The sequence below is a fragment of the Amylibacter marinus genome (assembly GCF_030160015.1).
Lineage (GTDB): Bacteria > Pseudomonadota > Alphaproteobacteria > Rhodobacterales > Rhodobacteraceae > Amylibacter > Amylibacter marinus.
Map to the genome: position 1 here is coordinate 65,524 of NZ_BSNN01000002.1, position 14,362 is coordinate 79,885.

Below are 14,362 nucleotides of genomic sequence, written 5' to 3' on the forward strand. Positions count from 1 at the left end.
GTCTAGGCCAGCGCATCTTTGATCTGAAGGTGTTGTGCGATATCACCCACCTCTTGCATCCACATGGCAATCAAGCTTGGATCTGAAGGGGCGGCGTGCACGCCGCTGTCAATCTCGCCGCGCAGAACCGCCTCGATTGCCAAAGACAATGGCACCGAGACCAGCTTTGCCATGGCTGTGCCATTCTGATCCCCCCATGCATCCATCACATAGGTTTTAGAATAAGCGGGAACTCCATCTTTGCGAGCAGTTAGTTCCACGCACATAACCACGCGGTCGGGTTCGTTTTCTCCGTAGGCGTTATCGGCCCAGAATTGATCCGACATTTCCTTTAGGCGGGCATCGCCCTCTGGGCCGCTTAGAGTCTCTATTTCACGAAACACATCGCCCCATGCATGGGCCCAGCCCTGTAGGCGAAGCGTACCCCGTACAAATGTTTGAACTGGCCAACGGGGGTCAAAATTATATTCGGCAATGAAGGGGAGGCTGTTTCGATTTGGATATACCTCAAACTCTTCGGACTGGGGTAGGGGGGCGTCATAGGTGCTGATGGCATCCCAAGGGCGGCTGGCGTGCCATTCTTGGCCATCTTTGATAGATTTTGAGGGCGAACGCAGGGCCGTTAAAACGCCCAAGGGAGACCAGCTGAATTTATATCGGAAATCATTGGGTATTTTGGGGACACCGCCGCAATAGGATCGAAATGTGATCTCATTATCCACACCATAGCCCGCACTGGCCTTGTAATCCGCAACCAAATGGTGTGCCATCAAATGATCAATGCCGGGGTCTAGGCCGACCTCGTTGATCAAGGTTACACCGGCCTCCGTAGCGCGGGAATTTAGCGCAGACATTTCTGGGGAGATATAGGACGAGGATGCGAAATGCGCCCCTGCATCGATACAGGCGCTTGCTATTTTAACATGCCATGCGGCGGGCAGCATAGAAACGGCTATATCCCCCGAGTTTAGTGCGGCGACGAATCTATCAAAATCAAAGACACGGATATCATCGGTAATGTCCCCCACGGCGGCAATGGCCTTGTCTATGCTTCTGTTCCAAACGACCAGAGTGTGGCCATTTTCTATCAATCGGCGCAGTCCGGGGATTGCGGAAAGGCCGGTACCTATCCAATGAATGGTTGCCATTTAGATGTCCTGTACATGGGTGTTGAACGTTGTAGTTGCCCCCGCCCAGACACCGCTATCAAGCGCGCCTAGGGTTAAAAGGTGGGGTAGGAGTTGTTGTGCATAATCTTCGCTACTTTCAACCGGTAACATTGAGGGTAGATTGTCAATCGCGGTTACATCAAGTGGCGGGTTTTCATGGCAACGCACCATTGGATCAGCAAAACTGTGTGATGCATCGTAGATTGGGATCGGATTATAGGGGCTGTTTGGATCACAGGAAACATCGGCAATCACCGACAATTTACGCGGTGCGCTTAGGGCCGATTTTGGTACGAAAACCGGTACTGATGCATCGGCCAAAATACAATTAACGAAGATGTCATGGGCCAATATTTCGGGGAATGGCCCGCCACTGACGGTTTCGGCCATATCCCATTTGGTCACCGGTAAATCCAAGGTTTGGGCCAAATCACAGGCGCCGCTGCCCACGCGCCCCAAGGCACCGATGGTGATCATATTGGGGCGCTGTTTGCCACCATTGATCACCAGATTCAAATCGTCCCTCAATTCATTTATCAACGCAGTTTTATCGGCGTAAATACCAACAGAGGCGGGCCCTTTGAAGGGTGGCATTTGCTGGGCTATCCATGTTTTCAACCCCAATGCGGCGCCTGCGTACCCAGCCCAATAACCAAATGCTGCGACACGCCGTCCAGAGGGATCCAACAGATATTCAAGATCCAGCAAGGTACCGCCCCCCCGCTTGAAACGTTTTAATAGGGCTGGGCCTTCTGCTTGGCCCTTGTAGGCGTGACCAAACATAATATGGCGATGGATCAGGTCTGGGCCATCTTCATTCAGCTCTTTCAGGCCTAGAATAATCGTAGATGCAGGTGAATTGATCCACTCATCAGTATTGGCGATCTCGCAACCGGTGGCCGCATAATCCGCCAGAGGGATCGCGCGGGCGGGCGAGTTTTCAATAGTTACGTGAAAACCTGCCTCCATCAAGGCGCGAACACCTGATGGGGTTACGGGTACGCGTTTTTCTTGGGCGCGTTGTTCTGCGCGGATCCAGATGTGGGGCTTGGGGGGCATTTTGGCTCCTGCTAGGGGATGGCTTGAAATTCCATTTCTAGGATGGTGTGTTTGGTGTCCGATTCAGTTGCAAACAGGGTTTGACTAAGGTGAAAGGATCCGTTCGACCTCCAGATTAATAGCAATTCCATGCGATAGGCAAGACCATCTAACTGGATATGATCTGGGCTGTAAAAAACTAGACGATCAGGGTGTTCTTCGCCGGACAATTCGTGGACGGTGTTGTTGACCCTAGTGGTTAGGGTGGCGCTTAGGCGCCCATTGCTGTGCTGCTTCGCCATTAGGGTTAGGCGGCTTGCTCCTGCCGGGGTGGAACAACGACCAATAATAGTAAAGCTGTTTTGCGGGTTTCCAGTAGCGGTCGGGGTCGACGTCAGGCGGCATTGCGCACGTTGCTTGGGAGCGGTTGGCTTCTGTTGAGCATACCCAACACCGCGCCATTTTTGGGAATCGGTCATTGCTAAGAAATTCGCAGTTGCTGGTACTGTCGCGCAGAGGAACGCACCAATAGAAAGACGAAACAGCGAGATCATTTTCCAATCCTTAGAAATTTTGCAGGTAAAATCTGCGTAAGGCAAATCAACAGCGCCGGCAGAAACAACACATCCGACAACAGTGCCATAATAAATACCCCGATCGACAGCCCACCAAATATCGCCAAGGGCGGCATTTCGGACACGAAATTACCCAGCAATCCCATGACCAAAATCAAGGATGAGATCATCAGCGCAGGCGCGGTTTGGCGCACGGCATTTAGAATCATATGTGGGGCCATATGTGGGGTCTCTTTTGCCTGAATACGCAGGCGATTTAGCACGTGTACTGTGTCGTCAATTGCAATGCCAAAGGCGATGGTCAGCGCAACACCAGACGAGAAGCTAAGCCCATAATCCAAAAACACCATCACCGAACCCACCACTGTAATGGGCAACACATTGGGTATCATGACACATATACCAATTATTGCATTGCGCAACCACCAAGAGATTAGGACACCAGAAATCAAAACTGCAAACAGAAAGCAACGCGCAAAGGCCGACAGCATTTCGCGGCTGGTTAACGACGATAGAACCAAGGCACCCGTTGGCGGGCCAAGTGCCGCAAGCTGTGGCATACTGGCAATTCTTGGGGTGATCTCGCCAAGATATGCTGCAGTTGCGCCAGAGTTTTGATAGGGATGCACCAGCGTGATTACGGTGCTGGTAGCGTCATGCGAGATCAGCTGTTGCGATAGGGGCAGCGGTAGGGCGGCCAAAGTTTGGCGCCAATTCAGGGGATCATCTTCGATAACATCATAGAGGCCTAGGATGTTTTGTGCCCCAAATTCGCCGCGCAGGGCAATTGTTGCTTGTTTTAGCTGATCAATGGGTTCTATCGGGTGCTCGAATTTTATAGTGCCGATCGGCGACAGCTGTGTTTCTATCGTGCGCAGGGTGGCAACGGGTTCTGCGTTGGGTTTTAGACCCTCGTACAAAGAGTAAGAATAGGGCAGCTGGGCATAGATACAGAGGCTGGTCGCAAAGATCACCAACCCACTTGCGCAGGTTTTAACCGGGGCGACTTGGGCAATTTTAATTAGTCCTCCAAGGCCAAAACGGCGCTGCATGCGGAGGCCTGCATCTGTATTGACCCACGACAACCGATTAAAATAACCCAACGTCAGAAAGACCAGCGGAACGATGGTAAAAATCGTAATCGTTGAAATCAGTGTGGCAAACAGCCCCGCAAAGCCAAGCTGGTAAATCAGTGCCGATGGCGATAGCATCAAGCTGCCCAGAGCAATGCCCGTGGTAATGGCCGCCAATCCCGCAGCAGGAAAGATGCGCCTAACCGCGCGGTGGATCGGATTGGCTCGCCCATCGGCAATCTGTTGGCGAATTTCCAATACCAGATGAATAGCTTCGGCAAACGACAGGATTAGGATCAGGGCTGGCAGTGCCACCGTAATTACGTTTATCTGAAAGCCTAGGAAAACCATAGCCCCCGCTGCCCACAACAAGGCCAAGCCGCTGGACAGTGTTGTGATAATTCCAAGCCCCAGATTGCCCAATGTCAGCACCGCCAATGTTAGCCCCATCACTGCGCCAAAAACATTAAGCCAGATGAATTCTTGAAACAGCAAGCGCACGGTTTCAGTACGCAAAACCGGATAACCCGATAGGGCGGCATTGATTCCCAGATCGGCGGTGCTGGCCGTGGCCAGCTCATTTAATTGGGCCAGCAATACTTGCTGGTCTGGACCGGTTTCTGGATAGGAAGTTAGGGATATCACCACCAACAGATGCTGGCGATCGGGGGATATCAGCGTGCCAAGGCGCGGGTTTTGCGCCTGTGCATGAGAAAGGCGCTGTGCCATCTCAGACTGCGCTGGGCGTTGATAAGGGAAGAGAAAATCCTCAACCCCTTCTGGGCTGGTATACTGAAAGCTGAACGGCGAGAGCACAGCACTGACGTTTTCGATGAACTGGGCCTCGGTGATGAATGTTTCAACGGCGGTATTTTTCTGCGGATGTGCGAAATCATCTGTGTGAAACAGCACCAAAATTTCGGCGCCATCGGAATTAAACCGTTCGCTGAAATTCTGGAAGGCGCGAAAGGTTTCGGTATCGCTTTCAAAGGCAGTGCTAAGCCCGTCGTTGAAGGCCAGCCGCGTGACTGAAATAGCCATAATCGCGCTCAGGCAAATGGTTAAGGCCCAAGCGAAAACCAGAAAACGGCGTGAACCAATGGGCATCTTATTCCCTATTACCAATCTATGCACCCCACAGGCTAACCTGCGGGGCGCGAAAGGCAAGGAGTTTTAGCGCTCTGGGAGCAAACCGCGGGGGCGGAAACGCAGGGCCAGCAGTAGGATCATGCCCATGGTAATTAGGCGCATATGTGCCGCTGAATCGATTAGATGCGCGCGCAGGTCGCTGTCTGTGTCCATACCCGATGTAATCAGGTTCATCAGCCACAGTCCCATGGGTTCTGCCTCGATCCAGAAGAACCAGATAATAAAGCCCCCGAGAACCGCGCCCATATTATTCCCCGATCCGCCAACAATCACCATCACCCAGATCAAAAAGGTAAAGCGCAGCGGTTGATACGAGCTGGGCGTAAGCTGGCCGTCTAGGGTGGTGAGCATGGCGCCAGCAACCCCGATCACCACAGAACCCAGCACAAACACCTGAAGGTGGCGCGCGGTTACGTTCTTGCCCATGGCATTGGCCGATACCTCGTTATCGCGAATGGCGCGCATCATGCGTCCCCATGGGGATTTCAGGGCCTTTTCAGATAGGTACAAGAATAGGATCAGCACCACCGCGAACAGGCCTGCATAACAGAGTTTTACGAAGATGGAGGAAAATCCGACCACATCTGCACCTAAACTTGCGGCCAAGGTTTGGAACCATTCGGAGGCTTGCAGGTTGGTCTCATAAGGCACAGGGCGGGGGAGGCCGACCACGTTTTTAACCCCGCGTGACATCCAGTCTTCGTGCTTTAGGACGGCTACGATAATTTCGGATATTCCCAAGGTGGCAATGGCCAGATAATCCGAGCGTAACCCCAGTGTGATTTTACCAATTACCCAAGCGACTGCCCCCGCCAGTGCCCCGCCCACGGGCCATGCCAGCAGAACAGGTAGGCCAAGCCCACCAAGATAGCCAGTTTTAGCTGGCTCGACCTTCTCAATTGCATGGGTAACCGGATCAAAATAAATGCGCAGCAGGATATAGCCTAGTATTGATACGAAGGTCACAAGGGCCATTCGAAATAGGGATTTGGGTAATTTGCGGTACAGCACTGTAGCAACAATAACTGTTGCGATGAAAATCCCCAAGCCCAGCCACAGACCTGTACCCGCGGCTTGCCAAGCTGGCTGAACTGCAGGTTGGGCGATCAATACCGCTGCCAAGCCTCCAAGGGCTGCAAAGCCCATGATACCGACATTAAACAGGCCGGCATAGCCCCATTGCATATTCACACCCAGCGCCATGATCGCAGAGATCAGGCAGAGGTTTAGGATAGACAGAGAGACATTCCAGCTTTGGAAAACCCCGACAATAATCAGCAACAGAGCCATAATGCCAAAGTAGCGGATATTTTTATTTTGCTTGATCATACGGATTTCCCCGCGAATAGGCCGGTGGGTTTAAACAATAGCACCACCAGTAGGATAATAAAGCTAACGGCAAATTTGTAATCCGTGGCCAGCAATTGCATTAGCCCATTGGGCGTCCAGCCGTCCGGTCCAATATATGCTATGAATTTTTTATAGGGATAAGTGATCATTATCTCGGAAAATGCGATCACGAAACCACCGGCGATTGCGCCAACTGGGCTGCCTAGGCCGCCAACGATTGCGGCTGCAAACATTGGCAACAACAGCTGAAAATAGGTGAAGGGTTTGAACGATTTATCAAGCCCATAGAGCGTGCCTGCGATTGTTGCGAGAACAGCCGCCAGTATCCATGTGACGCGCACCACCTTGTCGGGATCGATCCCTGATAATAGCGCCAAATCCTCGTTATCGGAATAGGCGCGCATGGATTTACCAGTGCGGGTTTTGTTCAAAAACCAAAACAGCGCAATCACCACCAAAACGGCGGTTACAAGGGTAAGGCCTTGGCTGACCTTGATGGACATGCCCTCGCTTAGGCCTGTCATCTGTTTGAATTCACGTGCTTTTATGATAAAACGTTCGCCATCAGCAAAGCGTTGATCATTTGGGCCAATCACAAAACGCACCAACCCGTTCATCACAAACATCACCCCCACAGAGGCGATCACATAGATCACAGGGGCGGCTTTTTGTTTTCGGTAGAACTTATAAACTGTACGATCGGTGATCAGAACAAACCCAATGCAACAGGCAATGCCAAAGGGCAGGGCCAACAGGGCGGTGGGCAATGGCCCAAGGTTTATCCCCATGGATTGGAACCACCATGTAAATAGGATGACAAACATGGTGCCAAAGGCCATGGTGTCGCCATGCGCAAAGTTAGAAAAGCGTAGGATACCATAGATCAGTGTGATCCCTAGCGCGCCAAGCGCCAGCTGACTGCCATAGGCAATAGCTGGGATCAGCACAAAATTCGACAGCAAGATAAATGCGTTAAGAATATCAGTCATATCAGCCCCCCAAGAAGCTAGCGCGGACCTCTGGGTTGGCCATTAGTGCCGCCCCTGTGTCCGTAAATCGATTGCGCCCCTGAACCAAAACATATCCCTTGTCGGCGATGTTCAATGCTTGACGGGCATTTTGTTCAACCATCAGGATGGAAATACCTGTGCGGGCCACCTCGATGATGCGATCAAACAGTTCATCCATAACGATCGGCGAAACGCCAGCGGTTGGCTCGTCTAGCATCAGCAATTTCGGCTGGGTCATCAACGCGCGACCCACGGCCACCTGTTGGCGTTGCCCACCGGATAATTCGCCCGCGTTCTGGCGGCGTTTATCGCCCAAGATTGGGAAAAGTTCGAATACCTGTTCCATTGTCACCGAGATGTCATCGCGGCGCAAAAACGCCCCCATTTCTAGGTTTTCTTCAACGGACATAGTGGGGAACACATTGTTGGTCTGTGGCACAAAGGCCATGCCTTTGCCCACGCGCTCCTGGGGCGAAAGCTCTGTGATATCCTCGCCGTCCAAAACGACACGTCCCGTATGGATATTTAGCATGCCAAACACCGCTTTCATGGCGGTGGATTTCCCAGCACCATTGGGGCCAACGATCACGGCGATCTCGCCCTTTTCAGCGGCGATGGTACAGTCATGCAAAATATCAGCGCCGCCATAGCCCCCCGTCATGCCTTCACCAATGAGATAGCTCATGATGCTTCCTTATTCTTTAGGCCGGTGCCTAGATAGGCCTCGATAACCTGTTCATTTGCTTTGATTTCATCCAATGTGCCCTCGGCCAGAACGCCGCCTTCGGCCATTACGATCACGGGATCACACAGGCGCCCAATGAAATCCATATCATGTTCGATCACACAGAATGTATAGCCGCGTTCTTGGTTTAAACGGATGATGGCATCACCTATTGTGTTTAGCAGGGTACGATTAACACCAGCCCCGACCTCGTCCAGGAAGACGATTTTGGCATCCACCATCATGGTGCGGCCCAGCTCTAGTAGCTTCTTCTGACCACCAGACAGGTTGCCCGCAAGTTCGTCTGCCACATGAGATATTTCCAGAAACTCGATCACATCGTCCGCTTTGGCCCGGGTTTGTTCCTCTTGGGCACGTACGGCGGATGGGTTTGTCCATGTTTTCCATAGGGTTTCGCCCATTTGATCGGCGGGCACCATCATCAGGTTTTCGCGTACTGTAAGGGATGAGAATTCGTGGGCGATTTGAAATGTGCGCAGTAGCCCGCGGTGGAACAATTCATGTGGCGCAAGGCCAGTTATATCTTGGCCATCAAGTAGCACTTGGCCATCAGTTGGTGCGTGAACGCCCGCAATCACGTTAAACAGCGTGGTCTTACCTGCGCCATTGGGGCCAACAAGGCCGGTGATCGAGCCAGTTTCGATTTTCAAGGAGGCATCATTTACAGCGAGAAACCCGCTGAAGCTTTTGCTAAGGTTTTTAACTTCTATCATGGGGGATCCAAAAAAAATCAGGCGAGCGCAATCTGGCTCGCCTGAAATTACAGTTCAAAGATTAGCGGTAGCCAACGGTGCTAACGGCTTTGTCTTTGATTTCGATTTCGCGGTAGTTACCGGCACTTTCACCGGCGCCGATCAGCTCTACGTTGGATGCGCCAACATAATCGATCTCGCCACCTGATGCTAAGATATCAAGCGCCTTGCCCAATTCACCCGGCAGGATCTTTTCGCCCGGCGCATTGGCCACATCAAACACCTTGCCCTTGTAATCGGCTGGGGCGCTGGAATTTGCCGCCTGCATGGCCAGTAGGATCAGGGCCGCCGCATCATAGGATTCAGCAGAGAAAGGAGAGGTAGCATCAAAGCCATCTGCCATTTCTGCCAATTTACCGGCACCTGGGCTGTCTGTACCCGGTGCTTGGCCAAAAGAGCCATCAAGATCAGAGCCAATAGCGGCAGGCAATGCATCACCAACCATGCCATCGGGTAGAACAAAGGTGTCAAATGCGCCTGTGTCTAACGCGCCTTGGATGATGCCTTTGCCGCCTTGATCAAGGTAGCCCGCAACAACCAGTACTTCGCCACCGGCGGCGGCCAATGCGCCCACCTCGGCAGAGTAATCCGCCTTGCCATCTTCATGGCTGGTGTTGATGGTTATCGTGCCGCCTGCGGCCTCGTATGCGGTGGCGAATGCATCGGCCAAGCCCTTGCCGTAATCGTTATTGGTATAGGTCAGAGCCACTTCCTTAATGCCTCGGTCCATGATGATTTCGGTCATCACAACACCTTGGCGTGCATCAGAGGGTGCTGTGCGGAAGAACAACCCATTATCCTCGATTGTAGATAGGGCAGGGGATGTAGCAGATGGGGAAATCATCACCATGCCATTAGGCATTGCCACATTTGTCAGGGTTGCAGTGGTCACGCCTGAGCAATCCCCACCCACAATACCAGAGACCTTGTCTGAGGTGATCAGGCGTTCTGCGGCGGCGGTCGCGGCGGCGGCGTCAACACATGTTGTATCTGCGCGCACGGCAGATACGGTATTTCCGCCCATGAATTTACCCGAGGCAGATACCTCTGCGATGGCGGCCTCTGCACCGGGGGCCATTTGTGCAACCAAGCTTTCGATTGGGCCGGTGAAGCCCAAGAATACGCCGATCTTTACATCATCGGCCATAGCAAGACTTGCAGTCGTACCCAATACAGCAACTGACGTTAAAAGTAATTTTCTCATATTTTTCTCCCATAGATGTTTGTTCTTTTCCAACCAAGGGTTAGAATCGCAAACTAATTTGAGCTTAAACGGCAATTCACATTTATGACTACTTTTTTTTTGTAATGGGTCATTTTCATTCTTACCGTGCAATGGGTTCTTGCACAGGTTGTGGGCCGTAATTTGAACTACTTTGTAAAAAATTAAAGAAAATAAAATTAACCGCGTGTTTACGAAACATCCCTATTACCGAGACTCTTAAACTTTTCGACAAGTTTTACTCATCGATAAAGCAGAGCAGGGGACCATAATGAATAGCAAGAAGATTAGAGGCGGTGTTGCATGCGGGCTGGTGGCGTTAATTGGGGGGCCAGCGGTTGCGATCCCATCACCAGAGTTGGTCATTGGGTCTGTTTCCTCGTTAACTCAGGTATTTGCGGTGGGATTGGCAATGATCACCGGGGGTAGTGCCGCACTGGGCGCACGGGCCGGATTGCGCCGAAAATCTGGGCCTAAGAGTAGCAAAAAGGCAGTTATAACAGCAACTTGCTTTGGGCTTCTTAGTATGGCGTTGCTGGTAACTGTTATCCTACAGTATCAAAATTCTGCGGCCAAAGAACAAGCGCGCCTTCAGGCTACATTGCTGCGCCCCGCCCAGTTTGATGGCACCACGATCCAAGATGAAAACCTGAAAGAGACCTCCTTTGACAAGCAGGTACTCAATCAGTTTGCCGTGTCATCGGAACAGGCAGAGGCGCTTTTGGAGGGGGGGGATGTGGTGTTTGTGGATGTGCGCGAGGCGGCCGAACACCAAATGGGCAGCCTGCCAAACAGCCAACATATCCGTTTCCCTGATATCGCAAATAATTTACAATCTTACGCTGATAAGAAGTTGGTTCTATATTGTCATAACGGTAACAGAAGTTCCGAAACCTGCGCAAATTTGGCGAAATTGGGGGTGGATTGCCGCTTTATTGCTGGCGGCGTAGAGAAATGGATCGTAGAGGGACGCGATTTTAGTGATAAAAACGTGCGCGGCCTTTCGGATTTACGCGCAATACCAAACTACAAGAACAAAGACCGTTTGTTGTCCACCGATGATTTCAGATCGGAGCTGGCCGAGCAGTCGGTGCAAATCGTCGATACTCGATATCCTGGGGATTTTGCCACAGGTCATCTGCCCGGTGCGATAAATATCCCACTGCGCGCGATGCCCACGGATCAACTAATCGCCAGCATCGATGCGCTAGAGAACAAGCCAACAGTTGCCGCATGTTATGATCGGCGCAGTTGCTTTATGGGACAGGTTCTCGGGTACGAATTGGCCGCGCGCGGTTTTGATTTCAGGGGGCGCTATACCACACCTTGGGAGTATTTCATCCCCCCAGCGCCAAAACCGCATGTACAACAATGGTTGGCAGGACAAAACCTATCGATGTGGCAACAGATGATAGATGGATTGGCCCTTGGGCTGGGATGGGTTGCGGATCGCACACATATTCTTTTGGCTATTTTTGCGCTCTCGTTGATTTCTCGGGTTTTGGTTTTGCCAATTGCATTAAAATCAGAACGGGATCAATTGGTTAGCCGCGCAGCAAAGGATCAGTTTGATCGCATTAAGGCACGCTTGAAACACGAGCCCGCGCGAAAAATTCGGGCATTACAGGCCTTGAATAGCAAACTGGGCTTGACGCCTATGCGTAATTTGACGGCGCTGTTGTTTTTACCGGTGATGCTACTTGGGTTGAGCGCTGTAGAGAAAATGGCTGCCAGCAACATGGGGCCATTGCTATGGATGCAGCAGATGCATCTGCCAGATCCGTCCTTGGTGCTGCCGGTCTTATTCTGCCTGTTGGGCGGAATTTACCTGCATGTTGCCGTTGCTAAAAATACGCGGCAAAGGGTTGTTTCGTGGGCGGTTTCCTTCCCGTTATTGATGGTCCTTGTCTGGGCGATTAGCGGCGCGGGCATGGTCTATTTGAATTCCAGCATGGTTTTGTTGCTCGCACAGCGCGCCTATGTGGTTGGTCTATGGGAAAAAACCTATAATGGGGTTTTAATGTGGATTCAAAACCTGAAAGCGCGGTATTTTCTTAGTGGAATTCGCCCTCTTAGTCATGTGGCGGCCTTGGGGGAGAGTGGGAATAAATCATTGCGCTTGGCGGTGATGAAAGCCGCTGGGATTCCCGTGCCTGATGGCGTGGTGTTGGATACGCAAACATTGCAAACATATGCCAATCTATCCCCAGTGCAAAAAGAGATCTTTTACCAAAAAATATGGAAACTTATTGGCCAGAAACCCTGCGCCGTTCGCAGTTCCGCTGCAGATGAAGATGGCGAGGAGCAGAGTTTTGCTGGCGTGTTTGAAAGTGTCCTACACGTGGAGCAAAATGGCCTCGGCTGGGCGATCGACAGCGTGCTGGAATCCTTCACCACATCTCGCGCGGCAAGCTATGCAGGCACGGGCAGCGATCGCGGAAATATTCTAATACAGCAGATGGTTGATGCACAGTATTCAGGGGTTCTGTTTACCCAAGATCCAACAGCACCTGGGGCAATGCTATTAGAGATTGTAGAGGGGACCGCTGATGATCTAGTATCTGGGCGCGTTACCCCGCAAACCCTGAGGTTTGGTCGGTTTACCAAGGAAAACCTATCGCCAGACTCCCCACCGATTGATGTGCGCGCGCTCTTGGCGCTTGGGGATGAAATCGCTGAAATTTTTGGAACACCACAAGATATTGAATGGGCTTATGCGGATGGCGCGCTATATATTTTGCAAAGCCGTGATATAACCACGCTGAGCAAAGAAGCTAGGGGGGGGGATCCTGTATCGCACCATTGGCAAGATCTGTTTGAGCGTTTTGCAAATATGGCACCGGATCAGGTGGTTCTTGAACAGGATGAAATGTCGGAGGTTCTTCCCTATCCAACTCCGCTGTCCTTTTCAATGATGGGCGACATTTGGGGGGCTGGGGGCAGTGTCGAGCAAGCCTGCGCGGCACTTGGGATGCGATATCAAATCCCAGAAGAGGTGCCCGGGCATTTGGTGAATGTTTTTGGCAAGATTTATTCTGATCGCCAACTTAAGGAACAATCCGCGTTGCAAATGGGGCGTGGCACGATCAAGCATCTGAACAGGCAAGTTGGTTTATTCCATGCAGAATTTGAAGAGGATTTTCTACCAAACTATCATCGTCGCTTGGCGTTGATCCAAGCGCTGGATGTTACGCGCCTTGACACTGCGGCCCTGATAGAATGCCTGCTGGAGAACCACCGGTTTTTTGTTGATGAGGTTTATGTATGCGCGGAAATGGTGAATATTCTAGCCAGTTTCACACTGGCACGGGCACAGGAGGCTGCGCAGAAACAGGATGTGGAAATCTCGACCGCCTTGCAGGGGATGGTGCCGTTTTCGCCTACGGCATTGATGGCCGCGTCTGCTGGAATGGAGGCAGACAAGCGGCTCGAAAAACTGATCTCCGATATGGGGCACCGCGCAATTTATGATTATGAGTTGAGCATCCCACGATATTCTGAAGCGCCAGAAATGTTGGTGAATTTGGCACAGGCTGGTGATGCGATGGCGTTCTCGCGCACGGATGACAAACCACGCGACGTAAGATTTGAACGCGCGATGGAATTTCAGGGCTTGAAAGAGCGTGCGAAACACGAGGCGCTAAAATTACTTGCAGAACAGAGACGCTTTTGTCTTGAAATTGGAATGCGGTTGGGAATTGACGAGAAGGTGTTTCATATGACCTTTGATGAGATCGGCACCTGTACAGCTGGTATCACTAAAACACTGCTTGAGCGGTTAGAGAAACGCGTCCAAATTCGCGAGGCACTAAAGGAACATACACCAGAGCAACCAGAGTTGACCCTAGGAGATATGGAACGTGCATGCATTCCAGGCGAGCAAATCAGAAATGTTAAAGATGGGCAAATTGGGGGTAATCGGGTTTCGGGTAGTGGATCTGTATCGGGGCGCATTTATCACCCCACCGCCGAGCAGACTGAGAAAGGGGAGGAATTAGTGGATTTTCAAGAGGGTGACATCCTTGTTTGTACAATGCTGCACCCTGCTTGGTTGCCCTATGTGTTGCGAGCGGGGGGGGTGGTTTCGCAAGTGGGAGGCTGGCTTAGCCATATGGCTATTGTCGCGCGCGAACGCGATATAGCTATGTTCGTTGGATGTAATGGTATCGCACAACTGATCCACGGAAAAGAACTTGAAATCGATGCACATGGGGGGATGTCTTTGGTGCTCTGTGACGAACTGCAAGTGTTTGAGAAAGCCGCATCGTAGCGTAGTTAC

General features: G+C 51.7%; 10 protein-coding genes. 1 reads left to right on the forward strand and 9 read right to left on the reverse strand.

Annotated elements, in window-relative coordinates; translation table 11 throughout:
* Window positions 1-2 precede the first annotated feature (2 nt).
* The 9 genes from QQL62_RS01120 to QQL62_RS01160 all read right to left on the reverse strand — a co-directional run bounded on the left by QQL62_RS01120 (window position 3) and on the right by QQL62_RS01160 (window position 10,065).
* Window positions 3-1,148 (reverse strand): saccharopine dehydrogenase family protein, encoded by a 1,146-nt coding sequence (locus QQL62_RS01120; protein ID WP_284375337.1) that lies wholly within the window; start codon window positions 1,146-1,148, stop codon window positions 3-5.
* Entirely contained in the window at window positions 1,149-2,228 is a 1,080-nt protein-coding gene (locus QQL62_RS01125; protein WP_284375339.1) for a saccharopine dehydrogenase, read from the reverse strand.
* An 11-nt stretch (window positions 2,229-2,239) separates the two neighbouring features.
* Complete coding sequence (locus QQL62_RS01130; protein ID WP_284375341.1) at window positions 2,240-2,761, reverse strand: hypothetical protein; 522 nt, start codon at window positions 2,759-2,761, stop codon at window positions 2,240-2,242.
* The gene (locus QQL62_RS01135) at window positions 2,758-4,962 is read right to left on the reverse strand and encodes an efflux RND transporter permease subunit (protein ID WP_284375344.1); all 2,205 of its coding nucleotides are present in this window, start codon (window positions 4,960-4,962) and stop codon (window positions 2,758-2,760) included. Before QQL62_RS01135 ends, QQL62_RS01130 begins: the two co-directional genes overlap by 4 nt.
* A 66-nt stretch (window positions 4,963-5,028) precedes the next feature.
* The gene (locus tag QQL62_RS01140; protein WP_284375346.1) at window positions 5,029-6,333 is read right to left on the reverse strand and encodes a branched-chain amino acid ABC transporter permease; all 1,305 of its coding nucleotides are present in this window, start codon (window positions 6,331-6,333) and stop codon (window positions 5,029-5,031) included.
* Complete coding sequence (locus QQL62_RS01145; RefSeq protein ID WP_284375348.1) at window positions 6,330-7,343, reverse strand: branched-chain amino acid ABC transporter permease; 1,014 nt, start codon at window positions 7,341-7,343, stop codon at window positions 6,330-6,332. Before QQL62_RS01145 ends, QQL62_RS01140 begins: the two co-directional genes overlap by 4 nt.
* A 1-nt stretch (window position 7,344) precedes the next feature.
* Window positions 7,345-8,049: an ABC transporter ATP-binding protein gene (locus tag QQL62_RS01150; RefSeq protein ID WP_284375350.1), complete on the reverse strand. Its 705-nt coding sequence runs from the start codon at window positions 8,047-8,049 to the stop codon at window positions 7,345-7,347.
* A complete protein-coding gene (locus QQL62_RS01155) occupies window positions 8,046-8,822 on the reverse strand; it encodes an ABC transporter ATP-binding protein (RefSeq protein ID WP_284375353.1) in 777 nt (258 codons plus the stop codon). Before QQL62_RS01155 ends, QQL62_RS01150 begins: the two co-directional genes overlap by 4 nt.
* Window positions 8,823-8,883: 61 nt before the next feature.
* A complete protein-coding gene (locus QQL62_RS01160; RefSeq protein WP_284375355.1) occupies window positions 8,884-10,065 on the reverse strand; it encodes an ABC transporter substrate-binding protein in 1,182 nt (393 codons plus the stop codon).
* A gap of 289 nt (window positions 10,066-10,354) precedes the next feature.
* Between QQL62_RS01160 and QQL62_RS01165 the strand changes: the two genes are divergently transcribed.
* The gene (locus QQL62_RS01165) at window positions 10,355-14,353 is read left to right on the forward strand and encodes a PEP/pyruvate-binding domain-containing protein (protein ID WP_284375357.1); all 3,999 of its coding nucleotides are present in this window, start codon (window positions 10,355-10,357) and stop codon (window positions 14,351-14,353) included.
* Window positions 14,354-14,362 lie beyond the last annotated feature (9 nt).